Source organism: Delftia sp. Cs1-4 (assembly GCF_000214395.1).
In the GTDB taxonomy this organism is placed as follows: domain Bacteria; phylum Pseudomonadota; class Gammaproteobacteria; order Burkholderiales; family Burkholderiaceae_C; genus Comamonas; species Comamonas acidovorans.
Genome location: NC_015563.1, coordinates 2,138,170 through 2,160,347 on the forward strand (window position 1 = coordinate 2,138,170; position 22,178 = coordinate 2,160,347).

The following is a 22,178-nucleotide window of genomic DNA, read 5'->3' on the forward strand; positions in this document are numbered from 1 at the left end:
ATAACGGCGAGAATATGGTTTTCCCGGTCCGGCTAGCATGCCCGCATGCGGCCTGGCCGGCCGCGTCTGGCGGCCCGCGGCAGCCAGACATTCAACGATTGATTCATGTCTTCTCTTTCCCCCCGCAGCACCATGTCCGATGCACCTGAAGTGAGCCCTGCTTCTGCCAAGAATCCCGAACAACACCCCTTGGATGTGCTCACGGGCGGTGCCTTCTCCGCCGAAACCTCGGGTGATCGCGCCGCGCGCATCCGCGACTGGCTGGCAACCCAGCCTTCGGTCGAGCAATTGCAGGACGTCCTCAAGGAACTGAGCGCGCGCGACAAGGGCGCGGCCCGTGCCGTGCGTGAGCGCCTGGACGAGATCCGTCGCACCAAGGACCAGGAAAAGATCGCAGTGGAGTGGGCTGAAAAGGCCCAGGCGCTGCTGGTCGCATCGCCCTTCAATGCCGCCGACGCCATCGCCTGGCAGCGCGACGCCGCCAAGGCGGGCGCCCCGCTGTCGCGTGAACCTCTGTCGCAGCACAAGGCCCAGCTGGCCGAGCGTGTCAAGGCCATCGAGGAGCTGCAGCACCGCGTGCAGGTCCAGCGCGAAGTGGCCGTTTTGCTGGCCCAGCGCATCGAGGTCCTGTCCACCAAGCCCTGGCGCGATGCCCAGGCTGTGCTCGACAACCTGCGCGCCGACGTGGCCCGTTGGCAGGAGCAGGCCGGCGAACTGACTGGCGATGACAACTGGGCCAGCGTGGACGGACGTTTCCCGCCCCAGCTGGAAGCCGCCAGCGCACAGCTGATCCTGGTCTGGGATGCCTTCCAGTCTGCACTGGCGCTCACCGAAGCTGCCGCCGCCGACGAAGCCGCTCCGCTGCCCACCGTGCCCGTGTGGGCCGATGAGCTGCGTGTGGCGCGTGGCCTGCCTCCCGAGGCAGCGGCTGCCGAGCCGTCCAAGCCCGCTCCCGCAGCCCGCAGCGCAGCCCAGCCCAAGGCGAAGACATCGCCTGAGCAAGTGGCTGCCGCCAGCAGTGCTCTGACCCAGGCGCTGGAGCAGCTCCAGGCCGAGACGGCTGCCGGCGAAAGCAAGGCCGGTTCCGCCGCCGTGCAGGCCGTGCGCGCCGCCATCAAGGCCCATGGCCGCCTGGTGGACGATGCACTGGTCACCAAGGTGCATGAGGCCCTTCTGGCCGCTGGCGAGTCCGAAGGCTGGCCGCGCCAGAACGCCGACAAGCTGCGCGAGGAACTGGTTGCCAAGGCCGAAGCCCTGCTGAACCGCCCTGAAGGCCAGGCGCTGGGTGGCCGCAAGATCCAGGAATCGCTGCGCAGCCTGCGCGAGCAATGGAAGCTGGCCGACCAGGGCAGCGCAGCCAACCACGCACTGTGGAAGAAGTTTGACGAAGCCTGCAACACGGCCCACAAGGTGGTCGAGTCCTGGCACGACAAGCTGCGCACCGAAACCACCCAGTCCAAGGCACAGCGCCTGGCGCTGATCGAAGAGATCAAGGCCTGGGCAGCACAGCAGTCCGCCAGCGAAGATCTCAAGGGCGCGGCGCGCGCACTGCGCCAGTTCGCTGAACGTTGGCGTGAAAGCGGCCACATCGGCGAGAAGCTGTTTGCCGAACTGCAACCCCAGTTCAAGCAGGCCATGGCCCTGGCCGAGGCTCCGTTGCATGCCGCGCAAAAAGCCAGCCTGCAGCGTCGCCACGCCATGATCGACGAGGCCACGGCGCTGGGCGCAGCGCCCAATCTGCGCATCGACGCCGTCAAGGCCCTGCAGCAGCGCTGGCAGGCCGAGGCGCAGGCCGTGCCTCTGGACCGCAAGCACGAGCAAAAGCTCTGGGATGCCTTCCGCAAGCCACTGGACGAAGCCTTCAACCGCAAGGGCACCGAGCGGGGCCCCCGCGCCGCAGCCGTGGCGCTCAGCGACCATGATCGCCGCGTGCTGGAAGCGTCTCAGGCCGTGGAAGCTGCCAACACCTCGGGTGATGTGCAGCAAATCCGCGCTGCGGTGGAGGCCCTGGAGCAAGCGCTGCGTGGCCGTGCCGATGCTTCCGTGAATGCGGCCCAGCCAGCGCAGGAACCTGCCGCTGCTGCTGCTGCTGCTGGTTCGGAAGAATCCGAAGCCAAGCCGGTGCCGGTGCGCCCCGTGGTTGCCGTGCGCGGCGATGATCGTCCTGGCATGAAGAAGGAAGAGGGCGGTGCACGTGCTGCCCGTCCTGGCGACCGCCGCGATGGTGGCCGTGGCCGCGACGGCCGGGATGGCCGAGACAGCCGCGACAGTGGCCGTTTCAGCCGCGAGCCGCGCGAAGAGCGCGGACCGCGCCTGGCGGATCCCGCCTTCCGCGCCCAGCGTGAAGCCATGGAACATGCCCAGGACGCTCTGCGCAAGCTCGCGGCCCAGGCCCATGGTGAGGCACTGACCCAGTTGATGGCGGCATGGGAGTCGCGTGATGCTGCCCAGATGCCGGCTGCCCAGCAGCTTGGCGGCCGCGTGTCTGCACAAGTGCGCAGTGCCTGGTCGCAGGCCCTGGGCCAGGCTCCCAAGGGAGACGCGGGCGAAGCCCTGCTGCGCCTTGAAATGGCCGCCGACGTTCCCACGCCTGCGGAATATCTGAGCGCCCGCCGTGCCCTGCAGCTGCAGCTGCTGACGCGCCGCAACGATCCTGCTCCGCAGGAAACCTGGGGCAACGATGCCGCCCGGGTGCTGGCATCGCCGCGCGATGATGCCAGCGCGCGCCGCCTGCAGAACGTGCTCAAGCAACTGCTGCGCAAGTGATGCACGGGAGGTGATCCTCTCATCCAGGAAGGGAGCCGCTGGCTCCCTTTTTTTTTGTGCCATGGATGCGATCTTCTGGGGTCGATGCGTCTGCAGCGCCCAAGAAAAAAGGCCGTTGCATGTGCAACGGCCTTTTCATGTTTGGTGCCCAGGAGAGGACTCGAACCTCCACGGAGTTACCCGCTAGTACCTGAAACTAGTGCGTCTACCAATTCCGCCACCTGGGCATTTCAGAGTGATCAAATTATATAGCGCGAAATCTCCGTCTGAAGCCGATTTCCCAAGTTTTTGAGAAATTTCTGCGGGATGGGGGAGGGGCTTGCGACGGTGCCGGCGAGGCAAAGAAAAAAGGCCGTTGCGTGTGCAACGGCCTTTTCATGTTTGGTGCCCAGGAGAGGACTCGAACCTCCACGGAGTTACCCGCTAGTACCTGAAACTAGTGCGTCTACCAATTCCGCCACCTGGGCATTTCAGAGTACGCAAATTATATAGCGTGAAAGCGATGTGCCGGGCAGGTTTGCAAAGATTTTCCTGAACTTTTCTTGGCGAGATGCCCTTGTCATCGGCTTTCAGCGATCAGAAAAGAAAAAGGCCGTTGCGTGTGCAACGGCCTTTTCATGTTTGGTGCCCAGGAGAGGACTCGAACCTCCACGGAGTTACCCGCTAGTACCTGAAACTAGTGCGTCTACCAATTCCGCCACCTGGGCTTGCTGAAGCTGAAATTCTACTGCATTTTTTGCAGAAGCATCCCGATCTTCGATTTTTTTCTTGAGACTGTCATCTGCCAAGTCATGAAGCCAGGGAACTGCCTTCTGCTGAAGATAGTTCCTTAGTTCACCGCAACCTCTGCAGGTTGTCGTTAAACTTGGTGCCCAGGAGAGGACTCGAACCTCCACGGAGTTACCCGCTAGTACCTGAAACTAGTGCGTCTACCAATTCCGCCACCTGGGCATCTCAGGAAAGATTTAGATTGTATACCAAGAAAATGAACCCTCACGCCAAAAGCGCCGATGTGAACGACGAAATCGAGGGCAGTGTGCAGGGGCACCGCGACGGACATGGCTTCGTCATCCGCGATGACGGCGAAGGCGACATCTTCCTCCCCCCCAATGAAATGCGTGCCGTGCTGCACAAGGACCGCGTGAAGGTCCGCATCGTGCGGCAGGACCGCCGCGGCCGGCCTGAAGGCCGTGTGGTCGAGATCATCGAGCGCCCTGCGCACAACATCATTGGCCGCTTCTTGCAGGAAAGCGGTGTGTGGTTGGTGGCGCCCGAGGACAAGCGCTACGGTCAGGACATCCTGATCCCCGCCAATGCCACAGGATCGGCCAAGATCGGCCAAGTGGTGGTGGTGGAACTGACCGAGGCGCCTGCGCTGTTCGGCCAGCCCGTGGGACGCATCATCGAAGTGCTCGGTGAAGTCGATGATCCCGGCATGGAGATCGAGATCGCGGTGCGCAAGTACGGCGTCCCGCATGTGTTTTCCGATGCCTGCCTGGCGCAGGCCAAGGCGCTGCCGGACAGGGTGCGGCCTGCCGACTGCAAGAAGCGCATCGACCTGACCGATGTGCCCCTGGTGACCATCGATGGCGAGGACGCGCGCGATTTCGACGATGCCGTCTACTGCGAGCCCGCCAAGGTCGGGCGCAGCAAGGGCTGGCGACTGCTGGTGGCGATTGCCGATGTGAGCCACTACGTGACCACGGGCAGCGCCATCGACATCGATGCCTATGACCGCGCCACCAGCGTCTATTTCCCGCGCCGCGTGATCCCCATGCTGCCCGAGAAGCTGAGCAATGGCCTGTGCTCGCTCAACCCCGATGTGGACCGCCTGTGCATGGTCTGCGACATGCTGATCACCGCCAAGGGCGAGATCCATGCCTATCAGTTCTATCCGGCGGTGATGCACAGCCATGCGCGCTTCACCTATACCGAGGTGGCGGCCATCCTGGCCAATACGCGCGGCCCGGAGGCTGCGCGGCGCTCGGAGCGCGTGGGTGACTTGCTCAATCTTCATGGCGTCTACCAGGCGCTGCTCAAGTCGCGCGAGGCGCGCGGCGCCGTGGACTTCGAGACCACGGAGACGCAGATCGTCTGTGACGAGAACGGCCGCATCGAGAAGATCGTGCCGCGCACGCGCAACGAGGCGCACAAGCTGATCGAGGAGGCCATGCTGGCCGCCAATGTCTGCAGTGCGGACTTCATCGAGCAAAGCGGTCGCGTCGGCCTGTTCCGCGTGCACGACAAGCCTTCGCTGGAAAAGCAGGACATTCTGCGCAACTATCTGAAGGCCATGGGGGTCGGTGTGGCGCTGAGCGAGAACCCGGCCACGTCCGAGTTCCAGGCCATTGCCAACGCCACCAAGGACCGTCCCGACGCCCAGCAGATCCACACCATGCTGCTGCGCTCGATGATGCAGGCCTTCTACACGCCCGAGAATTCGGGCCACTTCGGCCTGGCATTCGACGCCTATACGCACTTCACCAGCCCGATCCGCCGCTATCCCGATTTGCTGGTGCACCGCGTGATCAAGGCCGAGCTCGAAGGCACGCACTATCGCCTGCCCGAGCTGCCCACCCCCGGAGAAGCCGAGGCCAAGCTGGCCAAGCGTCTGGCATCACGCGTCAGCCCACCCGGCCAGAAGCCGCGCAAGCGCGCGCCCGCTGCCGAGGTCCAGGCCTGGGAAGCCGCTGGCCTGCACTGCAGCGCCAACGAGCGCCGGGCCGACGAGGCCAGCCGCGATGTCGAAGCCTGGCTCAAGTGCAAGTACATGCGCGAGCATCTGGGCGAGGAGTTCGGCGGCATGGTCTCTGCGGTGACCACCTTCGGCATCTTCGTCACGCTCGACGCCATGTATGTGGAGGGGCTGGTCCATATCACCGAGCTGGGTGGCGACTATTTCCGATTTGACGAGGCGCGCCAGGAACTGCGCGGCGAGCGCTCGGGCATTCGCTATGGCATCGGCACGCGGCTGCGCGTGCAGGTCAGCCGCGTGGACCTGGATGGCCGGCGCATCGATTTCCGCCTGGTGCGCGATGGCGAAGAGCAGCCGGCCTCGGGCCGGCCCGGCAGGACGCCGGCGCGCACGGAAACCCATCAGGGCGAAAAATGGGGCCGCCGCGATGCCAAGGAAAAGCGGGCGCAGCGCAATTCGGGAGGCTCCGGCGGTGCAAGGCCTGAGTCTGATGCAGCGTCGTCGGCCGGCAAGCAGGGGCGCAAGGCGTCTAAAAAGGCCATGGTCAAGGGTGTGAACCTGGCCGCGCTGGAAGCTGAATATGCGAATGCCCAGCCGCGCCCGGCTACCACGGCGCGGCAGAGCGATATGGGCGAGGCGGTTGCGGAGCCATCATCCGCTGGCTCCGCTGCGCGACCCCGCAGAGGCCGGGCGTCCGAGGCGCGCAAGTCCGAGGCACGCAAGCCTGCGGCCACGGATGCTGCTGCCCACGGCCTGCCGCAGCTGCCTCCACCGTCGCCGGTGCAGGCGCTGCGCGCCTTGGGCAAGAAGGCCTTGGGCGCCGTCAAGTCCAAGGTGACGGGCAACACATCCAAGCCCCGGCGCAAGTCCTGAGGGTTTTTATGCTCCGAGCTGCTGGGCCAGTGCACTGGCGCTGAACGGGATGTGCGCAGGCCAATGGTCTGCTGCAAATCCATGGCGCCAGGCCGCCAGGGCTGCTGCCTGCGTGGGCTCCAGGCCCTGGGCCCACAGTGCGGCAATCAGCCCGGCGAGCACATCGCCGGTTCCTCCGGTCGACAGGCGGGCGTTTCCCGTGGGATTGATCCAGCAAGGCAGTGCATCACTCTCTTCCTGGGGGCCGGCGATCACGGTGCCGGAGCCTTTGAGCAGTGCGGTGCAGTCGAAGCGTTGCGCCAGCTGCCTGGCGGCGTGCAGCCGCTGTGCCTGGACCTGTGCGGTGTTCGTCTTCAGCAGGCGGGCGGCCTCCAGCGGGTGGGGCGTCAGCACCGTGTGCAGGTCGCGCTGGCGGCGCTCTTTCAGGAGCGAGGCCAGCGATTCATCTTCGGCAATGGCATTCAGTGCGTCCGCGTCCAGCACCAGCCTGGGGGCTTGTTCCAATATCTGGGGCAGCCATGCGCGCACCGCCACGCCGCCCCCGCATCCGCAGGCCACGGTGGTGCTGCGCCAGTCCTGCGCTTGAGGGCTGCGCAGCATGATTTCGGGCCAGGGCGCGGTGGCCTGGCCTGACCCGGCCGAGGCATCGAGCAGGGCGAGCATCACGCGCCCCGCGCCCCCATGCAGCGCGGCCAGGGCAGCCAGCCAGGCGGCGCCGGTCATGGAAAGGCCGCGCTGTCCCAGCCCCTCTCCGCCAAGGATGGCCACGTCGCCAAAGCTTCCCTTGTGGCTGGCATGCGGGCGCGGGGTGCTGGCGCCTGGTGAAAACAGTTGTGCGCAGGGCGGGGGAGTGAGGATTCGCTCGCCTTTCGCCAGTCCCGTGTCCAGGTCATCCCACCATATCTGGCCGCAGGCATCGCGGCCACTTCCTGTGAACAGTCCGGGCTGCAGCGTCAGCAGCGCCAGTGTGTGCCGTGCACTGGCTGGGGCGTTCGGGGGGGCGAACCCAGGCAGGTACTGCCCGGTGTCGGCATCCAGTCCGGAGGCTATGTCCGCGCAAAGGACCGGGCTGGTGCTGGACTGCAGGCTGCGCAGCACAGTGAGCAGGCGCTCATTCGTGCCGGTGCGTGGGCTTGCGGCGTCTGGCTGGCGCAGGCCGATGCCCAGCAATGCGTCAATGCACAAGTCCTGTGGCCCCATGTCGGCGGGCATGTGCTCGGTCCATTGCACGCCGGCTTCGCGGGCGGCGTCCCAGGCGGCGCGTGCATCGTCTGGCATGTGGGCGCGTTCGCGCACGCAGCTGACCAGAATGCGGCAACTGCGGGCCGTTTCTGGCGCCGCATTCAGGCTTTGTTGCAGCCAGGCGGCTGCCTGCAAGCCATCGCCGCCGTTGTTGCCGGGGCCACAGGCTATCCAGATGCAGCGTGCATGGGGAGCGATGGCGCGTGCCAGGCGTGCCAGGCCCGCGCCTGCACGTTGCATGAGGCTGTGCGCGGGCAGTCTGGCTGCCGCCTGCTGTTCCAGGGTGCGAGTGGCCGCCGTATCAAACAGCGGCAAGGCGGTGGATGTGGGAATGCGCAGCATGGACCGAGCATAGCGGTCCGCCGCCCGGTGGTGGATGGGGCGATCAGCCGAAGCGGCGCGGGTCGAGCAGTGCGCTGTCCAGGAAGCTGGCGCGGTTGTCCATCAGGTCGCTCAGCATGCTTGCACACCCCTGCGCGATGGCGGCGCCGCAGCTGCCGTGTCCCAGGTTGAGCCAGATGCCGGGCAGTCCGCTGGCGCCCACCAGCGGCAATGCATCGGCCGTGCACATGCGCGTGCCATGCCAGATCTGTACGCCCGAGGCCAGCACCGCGCTGCCAGGGAAAACCATGTTGAGGCGGTGATACATGCGCTGCAGCGTGGCCTCATGCATGGGGCCGCGGCGGCCCAGCTCCGCGCCGGCCACGATGCGCATGCGCTGGCCCAGGCGGACCAGGGTCATCTGCTCACTCCAGTCCACGATGGCGTGGCGGGGGGCATAACCTTGTTCGCGCAAAGGGGCGCTGACGCCATAGCCGTGCAGGGCGATCATCGGTGGGCGCAGGCCCAGCGGCGTGAGCAGGTTCGCGGCCTCGGCGCCGGCGCAGACGACGATGGCGTCGTGCGAGCGGGGGACGTCTTCGCCCAGCAATTGCAGGCGTGCGGTGCGCCCGGCGCCGCCGGGCTGCAATTTCTGCACCAGGCGCTGCGTCTCGAATCGTGCTCCTGCCGACTGCGCTGCCTGGCGTTGCATCAGCGTGGCAAGGCGGCCATTGGCTGCGCCTGCCTGTGGAAAATACAGGGCGCCTGCGAGCGTGGTTTCCTCGCCCAGAGCGGGTTCGCGCAGCCGGGTCTGGGTGGCATCCAGTGCCTCGCAGCGTGTGCCGGCCTCGGCCAGTGCGTCCAGCGCAGGCTTGAGTTGTTCGTGCTCGGCCTCGCTGCCCAGAAGCACCAGGCTTCCGGCGACATATTCCGGGTCAAACTCCCATTGCCGCCACAGCGATTGCTGGAACTGCTGGCTGCGCTGCGTGAGCGCCTCCAGCGCCGCCATGGCGGCTGTGGGCACGTTGCCTTTGCGCAGCTGCCGTCCGGCCTGGCGCCATTGCCATAGCCAGCGCAGCTGGGCTGCAAGGTTTCCGGAGCCCAGTCGCGGCAGGGCCTGCCGGCCGGGAAGGGTGGGGGAGCGTTCGGCGGTCGAAAGGCCGGGGACGCTCCAGGGCTGGAGCAGGCTGGGGCCCAGCCAGCCGGCATGTCCGAAGCTGGCTTCTTCGGCTGCGGTGCCGTGACGCTCGTAGACGGTGACCTCGTGGCCGGCCTGTGCCAGTGCGTGGGCTGTCGCAACGCCAATGCTGCCGGCGCCCACAATCGCGATGTTCATTTTTGGGTGGAATCTGCTGAAGTGCCCGGATTATCAAGCGGATGCAGCTATCACTACAGGAGTGTGTGCATGTTGCGCAACTGCCGCGGCCGTGAGGGGTGGTGAGCGCGCTTTGAGAGCGAAGCCTCGGTTGAGGGGTGGCGTGTGCTAGAATCTTGCGGCTTTGCTAGGGGTTCCCCCTGATTTTCTCCGCGATTGCCGGGGGTCAGGCGAAAGCTTTTGGGTGCGGGGTGTTCGTCAAGAACGCCTGCCCATGCTTGGGGATCCTGCGCAAAGTCAATCGCAAACCAGTCCCTTCAAGGTGTTGCGCCCTGTGTTTCAGGGGGCAATTGTCGGGCTGGATTTTAGACCTAACCTTTGAGGTATTCATATGTCCGTCACTATGCGCGAGATGCTGGAAGCAGGCGTCCACTTCGGTCACCAGACCCGTTTCTGGAACCCCAAGATGGCCCCCTTCATCTTCGGTCACCGCAACAAGATCCACATCATCAACCTGGAAAAGTCGCTGCCGATGTTCCAGGACGCCCAGAAGTTCGTCAAGCAACTGGCGTCCAACGGCGGCACGATCCTGATGGTCGGCACCAAGCGCCAAGCCCGCGAGATGGTGGCTGCTGAAGCCCAGCGCGCTGGCGTGCCCTTCGTTGACCAGCGTTGGCTGGGCGGCATGCTGACCAACTTCAAGACCGTCAAGACGTCCATCAAGCGTCTGAAGGAAATGAAGGCCCAGCAAGAAGCCGGCCTGGAAGCCATGAGCAAGAAGGAACAGCTGATGTTCGTTCGCGAACTGGAAAAGCTGGAAAAGGACATCGGCGGCATCCAGGACATGAACAGCCTGCCCGACGCCATCTTCGTGATCGACGTGGGCTTCCACAAGATCGCCGTGGCCGAAGCCAAGAAGCTGGGCATCCCCCTGGTTGGCGTGGTTGACTCCAACCACAACCCCGAAGGCATCGACTATGTCATCCCCGGTAACGACGACTCTGCCAAGGCTGTGCAACTGTACGCCCAAGGCATCGCCGACGCGATCCTGGAAGGCCGCGCTGCTGCACTGACCGACGTGGTCAAGGCTGCATCCGGCGAGAGCGGTGACGAGTTCGTGGAAGTGGAAGAATCCGCTGCCTGATTGAGCTTGTCCGGCTGAGCGACCTCGTCGCTGAATAAGAAGCGGGGCTCAGGGTAGCCCCGTTTTTTTAGCCGAAATCCTGTAACGAATCGAACTGACATTGGAGAAATACGATGGCTGCAATTACCGCAAGCATGGTGGCTGAACTGCGCGCAAAGACTGACGCGCCCATGATGGAATGCAAGAAGGCCCTGACCGAAGCCGAGGGCGATCTGGTCAAGGCCGAAGAGTTGCTGCGCGTCAAGCTCGGCACCAAGGCTGGCAAGGCTGCCTCGCGCGTGACCGCCGAAGGCGTGATCACCGCCTTCATCGATGGCAACAAGGGTGCCATGATCGAAGTCAACAGCGAAACCGATTTCGTGTCCAAGAACGACAGCTTCATCGCGATGGCCAATGCCGCCGCCAAGCTGGTCGCCGAGCAAAACCCCGCTGACGTGGCCGCGCTGAGCGCCCTGGCCTATGAGCAGGACGGTTTCGGCCCCACCCTGGAAGACGTGCGCAAGGGCCTGATCGGCAAGATCGGCGAGAACATGTCCTTCCGCCGCTTCAAGCGTTTCGACGGCACCAGCCTGGCTTCGTACCTGCACGGTTCGCGCATCGGCGTGATCGTCGAGTTCGAAGGCGATGCAACCGCTGCCAAGGACGTCGCCATGCACGTGGCCGCCATGAAGCCCGTGTCCGTGACCAGCGCTGACGTGCCTGCCGAGCTGATCGAAAAGGAACGCACCGTTGCTGCCGCCAAGGCTGCCGAATCCGGCAAGCCTGCCGAGATCGTCGCCAAGATGGTCGAAGGCTCGGTTCAGAAGTACCTGAAGGAAGTCTCGCTGGCCGACCAGGTCTTCGTGAAGGCTGCCGACGGCAAGCAGACCGTGGCCCAGATGCTCAAGGCCGCCAACACCAACGTCAAGGGCTTCACCCTGTACGTGGTCGGCGAAGGCATCGAAAAGAAGGTTGACGACTTCGCTGCCGAAGTGGCTGCCCAAGTGGCCGCTGCCAAGGCCGGCGCCTGATTCGTCTGAGCGCCTGAACCGTTCCCTTCACCATCCACCACCATCCACCTTTCGGAGAAACACCATGTCCAACGCCGCACCGGCCCACAAGCGCATCCTGCTCAAGCTGTCCGGTGAGGCGCTCATGGGCGACGACTCGTTCGGCATCAACCGTGCCACCATCGAGCGCATGGTCTCCGAAATCGCCGAAGTCACCCGCGTGGGTGTCCAGGTGGCCGTGGTGATCGGTGGAGGGAATATTTTCCGTGGCGTGGCTGGTGGTTCGGTCGGAATGGACCGCGCCACCGCCGACTACATGGGCATGCTGGCCACCGTGATGAATGCCCTGGCCCTGGCCGATGCCATGGACAAGCAGGGCCTCATCGCCCGTGTCATGTCGGCCATTGCCATCGAGCAGGTCGTGGAGCCCTATGTGCGCCCCAAGGCCCTGCAGTATCTCGAAGAGGGCAAGGTGGTGGTGTTCGCCGCCGGCACCGGCAACCCGTTCTTCACGACCGATACGGCCGCGGCACTGCGCGGCGCGGAGATCGGTGCCGAAGTGGTGCTCAAGGCCACCAAGGTCGATGGTGTCTACACCGACGACCCGATGAAGAATCCCAACGCGACCCGCTATCACAAGCTGGCTTTCGACGAGGCCATTTCGCGCAACCTGGGCATCATGGACGCCACTGCCTTTGCGCTGTGCCGCGATCAGAAGCTGCCGATCCGGGTGTTCTCCATCATCAAGCCCGGCGCGCTCAAGCGCGTGGTCATGGGCGAGGATGAGGGCACGCTGGTGTACGCTTGAGCGTTTTGATCCCGCGTTTCACAGCTCTTCAAGGAACAAGAACATGACGATTGCAGACATCAAGAAGACCACCGAGTCCAAGATGGGCCAGTCCATCGAAGCGCTCAAGAACAATCTTGCGCGTGTGCGTACCGGCCGTGCCAACCCCTCGCTGCTGGACTCCATCCATGTGGATTACTACGGCTCCATGGTGCCGCTGTCCCAGGTGGCCAACGTGAACCTGCTCGATGCGCGCACCATCAGCGTGCAGCCCTGGGAAAAGAGCATGTCCGCCAAGGTGGAGAAGGCCATTCGCGAAAGCGATCTGGGTCTGAACCCTGCCTCGCTGGGCGATCTGATCCGCGTGCCCATGCCTCCGATGAGCGAGGAACGCCGCAAGGAAATGACCAAGCTGGCCCGCAACGAAGGCGAAGCTTCCAAGATCGCCGTGCGCAACCTGCGCCGCGACGCCAACGAAGCCGTCAAGAAGCTGGTCAAGGACAAGGAAGCCTCGGAAGACGACCAAAAGCGTTGCGAAGCCGATGTCCAGAAGATGACCGACAAGCACATCACCGAGATCGACGCGCTGGTGGCTGCCAAGGAACAAGACATCATGGCGGTCTGAGGCGTTCTGCCTCGCTTGCCTCAGGGCCCGTACCTTTGACAAACCAAGACTCCGGCGCGGTGCCGCGCCATATTGCCGTCATCATGGATGGCAATGGACGCTGGGCCAATCGCCGCTTTCTGCCGCGACTGGCTGGCCACAAGCAGGGCGTGGAATCACTGCGCCGCTGCGCCCGCGCCTGCGTCCAGCGCGGCGTGCAGGTCCTGACCGTCTTCGCTTTCTCTTCCGAGAACTGGAGCCGCCCCGAAGAGGAGGTTTCCGGTCTCATGGGCCTGCTGGCCAATGCCCTTGCCAAGGAAGTGCAGCAGCTGAGCCGCGATGGCGTGCGCCTGCACTTCATCGGCGACCGCAGTGGCCTGAGCGAGAAAGTGTGCGCAGGCCTGGCCCAGGCCGAGCAGGTCACGGCACACAACAACCGCCTGGTGCTCAATGTCTGCTTCAACTACGGCGGGCGCTGGGACATTGCCCAGGCCGCAGCCCGGCTGGCAGAGCAGGGCGAGCCCATCACCCCGCAGAGCCTGGACCGCGCACTCGCGCTGTCCCATGTGCCCGACCCGGACCTGCTGATCCGCACTGGCGGGGAGATGCGCATCAGCAACTTCCTGTTGTGGCAGGCCGCGTATTCAGAGCTCTTCTTCAGTGCCAGCCTGTGGCCTGATTTCGACGAGGCCTGCCTGGACGAGGCCATTGCCGCCTTCACTTCGCGCGAGCGGCGCTTTGGCCAGACCTCCGCGCAAGTACACCAATCACAATCGAAGTCGTCCCATCAACAGACGACCTGAACAAGGGGGAGCCATGCTCAAGCAGCGAGTCATCACCGCCCTGATCCTGCTGGCCATCTTGCTGCCTGCGCTGTTCTATCCGACGGGCGTTCCGTTCGCCGTGGTGGTGCTCGTGCTCATGGCAGCGGGTGCCTGGGAATGGGGCCGTCTCAACGGCTTTGGCTCCGCTGGTGCCATCGGCATAGGTGCCATCTGCACGGCGATGTGCGTGGGGACCTGGGCCGCGGGATGGCTGGAGCGGCCTCTGACCGCGGTCTGGGTGGTCGCTGGCTCCGCCTGGGTGCTGGGCGGCGCGGCGCTGCTGCGCGCAGGCGTGGCCGGCTGGCCGCGCATTGCGGGGCCTGTGCGACTGGTTGGCGGAGTGCTGGCCCTGTGGCTGGCCTGGGTGGCCGTGGTGCAGGCGCGCATGACGGGCATCAACTTCCTGCTGTCGGTGCTGGTGCTGGTCTGGGTGGCCGATGTCTTTGCCTATTTCGCAGGCCGGACCCTGGGCCTGAAATTCACCAAGTCCAAGCTCGCGCCGTCCATCAGTCCCGGCAAGAGCTGGGAAGGCGTGTGGGGCGGCATGGCCGGCGTGCTGGTGCTGGCCTTGGCCTGGGTCTGGGCGGACCGCCACTACGCGGTGGCCGTGCCCAGTTTCTATTCGTTGCTGTTGGCGCGCGGGGCCTGGTTCCTGCTGCTGGCGGTTGTGTTCATGGCCGCGATGAGCGTGGTCGGCGACCTGGTCGAATCCCTGGTCAAGCGCAGCGTGGGCGTCAAGGACAGCAGTGGTCTGCTGCCCGGCCATGGCGGCGTGCTTGATCGCGTCGATGCCCTGCTGCCGACCCTGCCGCTGGCCATGATGCTTTCCTCTTTCGCGCATTCATGAAGCAGAAAATCACCGTCCTGGGCTCCACGGGCTCCATCGGTACCAATACGCTGGACGTGGTGGCGCGCCACCGCGAGCACTACGAGGTCTTTGCACTCAGCGCGGCCACGCAAGTGGACCTGATGCTGCGCCAGTGCGCCGAATTCAAGCCCGCCTATGCCGTCATGGCCAGCGCGCCACACGCGAAGTTGCTGGCTGAACAGCTGCGCAGCAATGGGCTGGCGACCGAAGTGCTGCAGTCGCCAGACGCGCTGGAGCAGATCGCCTCGCATCCCGAGGTCGATGCCGTCATGGCTGCCATCGTCGGTGCGGTGGGCCTTGCGCCTTGTCTTGCGGCCGCGCGCGCGGGCAAGCGCCTGCTGCTGGCCAACAAGGAGGCTCTGGTCGTTGGCGGCGCACTCTTCATGGACACGGTCAAGCGCCACGGCGCGACCCTGCTGCCCATAGACAGCGAGCATTCGGCCATTTTTCAGTGCCTGCCGGAAGACCGAGCCAGCTGGCCCGATCGCGTGGACAGTCTGCTGCTCACGGCGTCGGGCGGACCCTTTCGCCTGCGCGATCCGGCCACCTTGTCCGAGATCACGCCGGAGCAGGCCTGCGCGCACCCGAACTTCTCCATGGGGCGCAAGATCTCCGTGGACTCGGCGACCATGATGAACAAGGCGCTGGAGGTCATCGAGGCACGCTGGCTGTTCGACATGGCTCCCGACAAGATCAAGGTCGTCATCCACCCGCAGCAGATCGTGCACTCCATGGTGCAGTTCAAGGATGCTTCGGTGCTGGCACAACTGGGCACGCCCGACATGCGCGTGCCCATCGCCTGCGGCCTGGCCTGGCCCCAGCGCATCGCCAGCGGCGCAGCGCCCCTGGATTTCGCGAAGCTGTCGGCCCTGACCTTTGAAGAGGCGGATGCCGTGCGCTTTCCGGGCCTGCATCTTTCCTGGCAGGCGCTGCTCGCCAGCGAGGGAACTACGGCGGTTCTCAATGCTTCCAATGAAGTCGCCGTTGCCGCCTTCCTGGAGCGACGCCTGGCATTTGACCGTATCCACGCTGTGAATTTGCGCACTCTCGAAACCTTGCTGCCGCCTACACTGGGCAGCCTGGACGATCTGCTGGCCCTGGACGCCCAGGCCCGTGAAATCGCGCACACCGTGGCGCGGCAGTGGCAGCTGTAATGCCGGCTTCGCGGGCCAGACCGGGTTTCTCGGTGGGCCTGCGGCGGTATCCAGGTGCGCATTGGATTCAAAGGAGTATCAATTGTTGCTGACCGTAGTTGCATTCGTGGTCGCGCTGGGCGTGCTGATTGCCGTCCACGAGTGGGGCCACTACCGCGTCGCTGTGGCCTGCGGCGTGAAGGTGCTTCGGTTTTCCGTCGGCTTCGGTCGCCCCATCCTGCGCTGGAAGCGCAAAGGTTCGGACACGGAATTCGTCATCGGTGCACTGCCGCTTGGCGGCTATGTGCGCATGCTCGACGAGCGTGAGGGCGAAGTCCCTGCCGATCAGCGCCATCTGGCATTCAACACCCAGCCGCTGCGGTCACGTGCGGCCATCGTAGCGGCAGGCCCGGTGGCCAATCTCGTGCTGGCCATTGCGCTGCTGGCCATCGTCAATTGGATGGGCATGCAGGAGCCCGTGGCGCGATTGGCCACGCCGCCGGCGGGCACGGTGCTGCAGATGGCGGGCGTGCAGGGCGGTGATCGCGTGCTGCGCATCGCCTTGGGCGACCAGGAGTGGGAAGAGGTCCGCTCCATCAATGATCTGCGCTGGACACTGACGCGCGCCGCGCTCGATGACGAGTCGGTGCGCATGGAAGTGCTCCAGGGCCGTCGCACCGCTCCGTCCGAACTGCGGCTGGCGCTGGCCGGGCAGGTGCAGGGCGAGCCCGATGCCGCCTTCTTCGAGCGCCTGGGCCTGCTGGGGCCCTGGACGCAGCCCGTGCTGGACAAGGTAATTGCCGGTGGTGCCGCCGAAAAGGCCGGCTTGCGCCAGGGCGACCTGGTGCTGCGCGTGGGCAGCACCCCGGTGGATGACGGCACCCAACTGCGCAATCTCATCCGCAAGATGGGTGCATCGGGCCAGGTCCAGCAGCAGGTCTGGCTGGTGGAGCGCGATGGCAGGCAACTGCAGATTCCCGTGCTGCCTGATCTGGGCCGCTCGGAAGATGGCAAGGAGAGCATTGCCCGCATCAGTGCCTACATCGGCAGTGCTCCCGAGATGGCTCTGGTGCAGCGCGGTCCGCTGGAAGGCCTGTGGGCTGGCGTGCAGCGCACCTGGGAGCTGTCGTCGCTGACGCTGCGCATGATGGGCCGCATGGTGATAGGCGAGGCATCGCTCAAGAACATCAGCGGCCCCTTGACCATTGCCGACTATGCGGGGCGCTCGGCCAGCATGGGCCTGGTTCAATACCTCTCGTTCCTTGCGCTGATAAGCATCAGCCTGGGGGTTCTCAACTTGCTCCCCCTGCCGGTGCTCGATGGCGGGCACCTGATGTATTATCTTTGGGAGGGCGTGACTGGCCGAAGCGTGTCGGAAGTCTGGGCCGGGCGCTTGCAGCGTGCAGGCGTGGCGGTTTTGATGATGATGATGTCCGTCGCCTTTTTCAACGATATCAACCGGCTTTGGGGCTAACTTTTCAGCCGTTTTCGGCAAGCCGCAGCGGCGGCAAATCCATTCATGACTAAACGTATCAATCGCCTGGGCGTGCGCGCTGCATCGACCCTGGCTGCCATGGTTTTGGCTGCCAATGCAGCCTGGGCGCTGGAGCCCTTCCGGGTACAGGACATCCGCATCGAAGGCCTGCAGCGCGTGGAGCCGGGCACGGTCTTCGCATCCATCCCGCTGCGCGTGGGCGACCAGTATGACGATGACAAGGGCGCAGCTGCGATCCGCTCGCTGTTCGCGCTGGGGCTGTTCAAGGACATCCGCCTCGAAGCCAATGGCAACGTGCTCGTTGTCGTCGTCGAAGAACGCCCGACCATCGCCGAGGTGAACTTCGCCGGCACCAAGGAGTTCGACAAGGAAACCCTGCAAAAGGCCATGCGCGATGTGGGCCTGGCAGAAGGTCGTCCCTTCGACAAGGCCCTGGCCGACCGTGCCGAGCAGGAGCTCAAGCGCCAGTACATCAACCGCAGCCTTTATGGCGCGGAGGTCGTCACCACGGTCACGCCCATCGAGCGCAACCGCGTCAACCTGACCTTCACGGTGACCGAGGGCGATCCGGCCCGCATCAACGAGATCCACATCGTCGGTAACAAGGCCTTCAGCGAATCCACGCTCAAGGACCTGTTCGACCAGGACACCGGCAACTGGATGAGCTGGTACACCAAGTCGGACCGCTATGCGCGCAACAAGCTCAACGCCGACCTGGAAACGCTGCGCTCGTACTACCTGCAGCGTGGCTACCTGGAGTTCCGCGTGGACTCCACCCAGGTGGCCATCTCGCCCGACAAGCAGACCATCTCGCTGACCCTGAACATCCATGAAGGCGAGCGTTTCGTCGTCTCCGGCGTCAAGCTGGAGGGCAACTACCTCGACCGCGACGACGAGTTCAAGTCCCTGGTCAAGATCAAGCCCGGCGAGCCCTACAACGCCGACCAGGTCACGGCGACGACCAAGGCCTTCACCGAGCACTTCGGCAACTTCGGCTTTGCCTTTGCGCGCGTCGAGGCCGTGCCGGACATCGACCGTGCAACCAACCGGGTGGCCCTGGTGCTGCACGCCGAGCCTTCTCGCCGCGCCTATGTGCGACGCATCAATCTCAGTGGCAACAACCGCACGCGCGACGAAGTGATCCGCCGCGAATTCCGCCAGTACGAGGCCTCCTGGTATGACGGCGACAAGATTCGCCTGTCGCGCGACCGTGTGGACCGCCTGGGCTTCTTCACCGAGGTCAATGTCGAGACCCAGGAAGTGGCGGGTTCGCCCGACCAGGTGGATCTGGTCATCTCGGTGGCTGAAAAGCCCACCGGCTCGCTGCAGCTGGGCGCTGGTTTTTCCAGCGCTGAAAAGGTTTCGCTGTCGTTCGGCATCAAGCAGGAAAACGTGTTCGGCTCGGGCAATTACCTGGGCGTGGACGTGAATACCAGCAAGTACCGCCGCACCATGGTGCTGTCCACCACGGATCCGTACTTCACGGACACCGGCATCTCGCGCACCTACGACCTGTACTACCGCACTGACCGTCCCTACTACGACGATGCGGCCTACAAGATCGTCACCTCGGGCGGCAGCGTGCGCTTTGGCGTGCCCTTCAGCGAGATCGACACGGTGTATTTCGGCGGCGGCGTGGAGCGCTCCGAAATCAAGCCCGGCACCTACCTGCCCCAGGCGTACAAGGACTATGCCGACAAGTACGGCTACTCCAACACCGGCATACCGCTGACCCTGGGCTGGTCACGCGACAGCCGTGACAGCGCGCTGGCGCCCAACTCCGGTCTCTACCAGCGCCTGAACACCGAGTGGTCGGTGGGTGGCGAGGCCCGCTATGTGCGAGCCAACTACCAGATCCAGCAGTACATCCCTCTGAGCAAGAAGTACACGCTGGCACTGAACGGTGAACTGGGCTACGGCAAGGGCCTCAATGGCCGTCCGTTCCCGCTGTTCAAGAACTTCTTCTCGGGCGGCCTGGGCTCGGTGCGTGGCTTCGAGCAGGGCTCGCTGGGTCCGCGCGACACCAAGGAAAACTTGGCGCTTGGCGGCTCCAAGAAGGTGACCTTGAACGCAGAGTTCATGATTCCCTTCCCCGGTGCCGGCAATGACAGGACTTTGCGTCTTTTTACATTCCTCGATGTGGGCAATGTCTACGGGGCCAACGAGAACTTCGATCTCGGGGAGCTGCGGGCTTCCACGGGCCTGGGCATCAGCTGGATTTCCCCGCTGGGCCCCTTGCGTCTCGCCTTTGCTCAACCCATCCGCAAGCAGACCGGGGATAAAATCCAGCGACTGCAATTCCAAATCGGAACCTCTTTCTAATGAAATCTCTATCTAGCCATTTTTCCCTGGCTGTGCTGCTTGGCGCCATGGCTGTTTCTGCGCACGCTCAAGAGTTCAAGGCCGGCTTTGTGAACACGGACCGCATCTTCCGTGAAGCGTCGACGGCCAAGGCTGCGCAGTCCAAGCTGGAGCAGGAATTCTCCAAGCGTGAGAAGGAACTGGTCGACCAGGGCAATACGCTCAAGAGCGCTTCGGAGAAGTTCGAGCGTGAAGCGCCCACCATGGCCGAAAGCCAGCGCGTCTCCCGTCAGCGTCAGCTGGTGGACCAGGACCGCGAGTTCCAGCGCAAGCGCCGTGAGTTCCAGGAAGACCTGAACTCCCGCAAGAACGAGGAACTGGCCCAGGTTCTGGAGCGCGCCAACAAGGTGGTCAAGCAAGTGGCCGAATCCGAGAAGTACGACGTCATCCTCCAGGAAGCCGTCTACATCAACCCCAAGTACGACATCACTGACAAAGTGATCAAGGCGCTGAACGGCGGCGGCAAGTAAGCCAGCGTCCAGGGCTGCATGCCGTGAGCGTATTGTTGGGTCAGATCCTCGATGCACTCGGTGGCGAACTGGTCGGTGGCGAAAGGGAGATGCCCATCTCCCGCATCGCGCCGCTGGATTCCGCCGGGGCCGGGGATCTCAGTTTTCTGAGCAACCCCCGCTACCGCCAGCAACTGGCCGCCTCCGAGGCGGCCTGCGTTATTGTGGCGCCCGCCATGCGTGAGCTGGCGCAGCAGCGGGGTGCCTGCATCGTGGTCCCTGACCCGTATGCCTACTTCGCCAGGGCCACGCAGTGGTGGAAGCGGAACTGCAGGTCTGTGGCGCCGGCCGGTATCCATCCAAGCGCGGTGGTGCACGAGAGTGCCATCGTTGATGCCTCTGCCACGATCGGCCCGCTCTGCGTGGTTGAAGAGGGCGCCACCATCGGTGCCCACACCGTGCTCAAGTCGCGCGTCACCATTGGCGAGAACTGCCATGTGGGGGCGCGCTGTTTGCTGCATTCCGGCGTGGTGCTGGGAGCGGACGGCTTCGGGTTTGCGCCTGAGAACGGAGCATGGGTGAAGATCGAGCAGCTCGGTGGCGTGCGGATCGGCGACGATGTGGAAATCGGCGCCAATACCTGCATAGACCGCGGAGCGCTGGACGACACGGTGATCGAGGACGGGGTCAAGCTCGACAATCTGATCCAGATCGGTCACAACGTGCACGTCGGCAAGCATACGGCCATGGCCGGTTGCGTGGGGGTGGCCGGCAGCGCGCGCATTGGCGCGCATTGCACCGTGGGAGGCGGCGCCATCGTGCTGGGCCATCTGCAGCTGGCCGACAGGGTGCATATTTCGGCAGCGACGGTAGTGACCCGTTCGCTGACACAATCAGGTGTTTACACGGGCATGTTTCCCGTGGATGAAAACGCCAAATGGGAAAAAAATGCTGCGACGCTGAAGCAGCTGCACTCCATGCGCGATCGCATCAAGGCCCTGGAGCGGCAACTGCAGCAATCGGCGGATCAAGGCCATAACGGAACGCAATGATGGATATTCACGCAATTCTCAAGCAACTGCCCCACCGCTACCCCTTCCTGCTGGTGGACAAGGTCACGGAGCTTGAGCGCAATACACGCATCAAGGCGATCAAGAACGTCACGTTCAACGAGCCCTATTTCATGGGCCATTTCCCAGGCCGTCCCGTCATGCCGGGCGTGCTCATCCTGGAGGCGCTGGCGCAGGCTGCCGGCCTGCTGGCCTTCGATGCCATGGGCCAGGTTCCCGACGAAAACAACATCTACTACTTCGTGGGCATCGACGGTGCGCGCTTCAAGCGCCCCGTGGAGCCGGGCGACCAGCTGGTGCTGGAGATCACCATCGATCGCGTTCGCGGCGGCATCTGGAAGTTCAAGGGCGTGGCCCGCGTCGAGGACGAAGTGGCCTGCGAAGCCGAGCTGATGTGCACCATGCGCAACGTGGGCTGACGGGCGCATGGCTGGCATTGAACGCATCCATCCCACGGCACTGATAGATTCCGCTGCACAGCTGGATTCATCGGTGTCGGTCGGCCCCTATGCCGTCATCGGGCCGCATGTGGAAATCGGCGCCGGCACCACGATTGGCGCGCATTGCGTTGTCGAAGGCCATACCCGCATTGGTTGCGACAACCGGATTTTCCAGTTCGCGTCCCTGGGCGCGCAGCCCCAGGACAAGAAGTACGCAGGCGAGCCCACGCGGCTTGTCATCGGTGACCGCAACACGGTGCGCGAGTTCTGCACCTTCAATGCGGGCACCGTGCAGGACCAGGGTGTCACGGTCATCGGCCATGACAACTGGATCATGGCCTATGTGCATGTGGCCCACGACTGCGTCGTGGGCAGCCACACCATCCTGGCCAACAACGCCACCCTGGCTGGCCACGTGCATGTGGGCGACCATGTGATCCTGGGCGGCCTGACGGGCGTGCACCAGTTCACCAAGGTGGGCGCTCATGCCATGGCGGGCTTTGCCAGCCATATCTCGCAGGATGTGCCGCCCTTCATGATGGTGGATGGCAATCCCCTGGCCGTGCGTGGCTTCAATATCGAAGGCCTGCGCCGGCGCGGATTCGGGCCGCAGCGTATCCAGGCCATCAAGCAGATGCACCGTCTGCTGTATCGCCAGGGCCTGACCCTTGAGGCCGCGCGCGACGCCATTGGAGCGCTGGCTGGCGAGCAGCCCGAGGCCGCTGCCGATGTATCGCTGATGCTGGATTTTCTGGCCGCTTCGACCCGGGGCATTGCGCGCTGATCCGGCGCGCGAAAGGAC

At 64.4% G+C, this 22,178-nt stretch carries 17 protein-coding genes and 4 tRNA genes; 15 read left to right on the forward strand and 6 right to left on the reverse strand.

Going from position 1 to position 22,178, the window contains the following annotated elements; genetic code table 11:
• Positions 1 to 132 precede the first annotated feature (132 nt).
• Positions 133 to 2,766, forward strand: coding sequence for a DUF349 domain-containing protein (locus tag DELCS14_RS09490; RefSeq protein ID WP_013801443.1), 2,634 nt, complete (start codon positions 133 to 135; stop codon positions 2,764 to 2,766).
• Positions 2,767 to 2,908: 142 nt separating this feature from the next.
• Here DELCS14_RS09490 and DELCS14_RS09495 read toward each other — a convergent pair.
• The 4 genes from DELCS14_RS09495 to DELCS14_RS09510 form a co-directional block, all read right to left on the reverse strand.
• Positions 2,909 to 2,993, reverse strand: a tRNA-Leu gene (locus tag DELCS14_RS09495).
• Positions 2,994 to 3,148: 155 nt separating this feature from the next.
• Positions 3,149 to 3,233, reverse strand: a tRNA-Leu gene (locus DELCS14_RS09500).
• A 155-nt stretch (positions 3,234 to 3,388) separates the two neighbouring features.
• Positions 3,389 to 3,473, reverse strand: a tRNA-Leu gene (locus tag DELCS14_RS09505).
• A gap of 159 nt (positions 3,474 to 3,632) precedes the next feature.
• Positions 3,633 to 3,717 (reverse strand) — tRNA-Leu (locus DELCS14_RS09510).
• Between the two features lie 34 nt (positions 3,718 to 3,751).
• Here DELCS14_RS09510 and rnr point away from each other — a divergent pair.
• The gene (rnr, locus tag DELCS14_RS09515; RefSeq protein WP_013801444.1) at positions 3,752 to 6,334 is read left to right on the forward strand and encodes a ribonuclease R; all 2,583 of its coding nucleotides are present in this window, start codon (positions 3,752 to 3,754) and stop codon (positions 6,332 to 6,334) included.
• A gap of 6 nt (positions 6,335 to 6,340) precedes the next feature.
• Here rnr and DELCS14_RS09520 read toward each other — a convergent pair whose 3' ends face one another.
• Together DELCS14_RS09520 and DELCS14_RS09525 are read right to left on the reverse strand one after the other, a co-directional pair.
• Positions 6,341 to 7,918 (reverse strand): NAD(P)H-hydrate dehydratase, encoded by a 1,578-nt coding sequence (locus tag DELCS14_RS09520; protein WP_013801445.1) that lies wholly within the window; start codon positions 7,916 to 7,918, stop codon positions 6,341 to 6,343.
• A 43-nt stretch (positions 7,919 to 7,961) separates the two neighbouring features.
• The gene (locus DELCS14_RS09525) at positions 7,962 to 9,233 is read right to left on the reverse strand and encodes an FAD-dependent oxidoreductase (protein ID WP_013801446.1); all 1,272 of its coding nucleotides are present in this window, start codon (positions 9,231 to 9,233) and stop codon (positions 7,962 to 7,964) included.
• A gap of 370 nt (positions 9,234 to 9,603) precedes the next feature.
• On the opposite strand from DELCS14_RS09525, the gene rpsB reads away from it, so the two are divergent.
• The 13 genes from rpsB to lpxA all read left to right on the forward strand — a co-directional run bounded on the left by rpsB (position 9,604) and on the right by lpxA (position 22,160).
• Positions 9,604 to 10,356 (forward strand): 30S ribosomal protein S2, encoded by a 753-nt coding sequence (gene rpsB / locus DELCS14_RS09530; RefSeq protein ID WP_012206747.1) that lies wholly within the window; start codon positions 9,604 to 9,606, stop codon positions 10,354 to 10,356.
• 113 nt (positions 10,357 to 10,469) lie between these two features.
• On the forward strand, positions 10,470 to 11,366 hold the full coding sequence (tsf, locus tag DELCS14_RS09535; RefSeq protein WP_013801447.1) for a translation elongation factor Ts: 897 nt from the start codon (positions 10,470 to 10,472) through the stop codon (positions 11,364 to 11,366).
• 64 nt (positions 11,367 to 11,430) lie between these two features.
• Entirely contained in the window at positions 11,431 to 12,153 is a 723-nt protein-coding gene (pyrH, locus tag DELCS14_RS09540) for a UMP kinase (RefSeq protein ID WP_012206745.1), read from the forward strand.
• Between the two features lie 43 nt (positions 12,154 to 12,196).
• The gene (frr, locus tag DELCS14_RS09545) at positions 12,197 to 12,757 is read left to right on the forward strand and encodes a ribosome recycling factor (RefSeq protein ID WP_012206744.1); all 561 of its coding nucleotides are present in this window, start codon (positions 12,197 to 12,199) and stop codon (positions 12,755 to 12,757) included.
• A gap of 35 nt (positions 12,758 to 12,792) precedes the next feature.
• On the forward strand, positions 12,793 to 13,539 hold the full coding sequence (gene uppS, locus DELCS14_RS09550; protein ID WP_013801448.1) for a polyprenyl diphosphate synthase: 747 nt from the start codon (positions 12,793 to 12,795) through the stop codon (positions 13,537 to 13,539).
• A gap of 13 nt (positions 13,540 to 13,552) precedes the next feature.
• Entirely contained in the window at positions 13,553 to 14,407 is an 855-nt protein-coding gene (locus tag DELCS14_RS09555) for a phosphatidate cytidylyltransferase (protein ID WP_013801449.1), read from the forward strand.
• The gene (ispC, locus tag DELCS14_RS09560; RefSeq protein WP_013801450.1) at positions 14,404 to 15,582 is read left to right on the forward strand and encodes a 1-deoxy-D-xylulose-5-phosphate reductoisomerase; all 1,179 of its coding nucleotides are present in this window, start codon (positions 14,404 to 14,406) and stop codon (positions 15,580 to 15,582) included. The genes DELCS14_RS09555 and ispC overlap by 4 nt, the downstream gene beginning before the upstream one ends.
• A gap of 82 nt (positions 15,583 to 15,664) precedes the next feature.
• Complete coding sequence (gene rseP, locus DELCS14_RS09565) at positions 15,665 to 17,035, forward strand: RIP metalloprotease RseP (RefSeq protein WP_043795909.1); 1,371 nt, start codon at positions 15,665 to 15,667, stop codon at positions 17,033 to 17,035.
• 45 nt (positions 17,036 to 17,080) lie between these two features.
• Positions 17,081 to 19,378, forward strand: a complete 2,298-nt coding sequence (bamA, locus tag DELCS14_RS09570; protein WP_013801452.1) for an outer membrane protein assembly factor BamA — start codon at positions 17,081 to 17,083, stop codon at positions 19,376 to 19,378.
• Positions 19,378 to 19,887: an OmpH family outer membrane protein gene (locus DELCS14_RS09575; RefSeq protein ID WP_013801453.1), complete on the forward strand. Its 510-nt coding sequence runs from the start codon at positions 19,378 to 19,380 to the stop codon at positions 19,885 to 19,887. Before bamA ends, DELCS14_RS09575 begins: the two co-directional genes overlap by 1 nt.
• Positions 19,888 to 19,910: 23 nt before the next feature.
• Positions 19,911 to 20,918, forward strand: a complete 1,008-nt coding sequence (gene lpxD / locus DELCS14_RS09580) for a UDP-3-O-(3-hydroxymyristoyl)glucosamine N-acyltransferase (RefSeq protein ID WP_013801454.1) — start codon at positions 19,911 to 19,913, stop codon at positions 20,916 to 20,918.
• A complete protein-coding gene (fabZ, locus tag DELCS14_RS09585; protein ID WP_012206736.1) occupies positions 20,915 to 21,355 on the forward strand; it encodes a 3-hydroxyacyl-ACP dehydratase FabZ in 441 nt (146 codons plus the stop codon). Before lpxD ends, fabZ begins: the two co-directional genes overlap by 4 nt.
• Before the next feature lie 7 nt (positions 21,356 to 21,362).
• Positions 21,363 to 22,160, forward strand: a complete 798-nt coding sequence (gene lpxA, locus DELCS14_RS09590) for an acyl-ACP--UDP-N-acetylglucosamine O-acyltransferase (protein WP_013801455.1) — start codon at positions 21,363 to 21,365, stop codon at positions 22,158 to 22,160.
• The last annotated feature ends 18 nt before the right edge of the window (positions 22,161 to 22,178 follow it).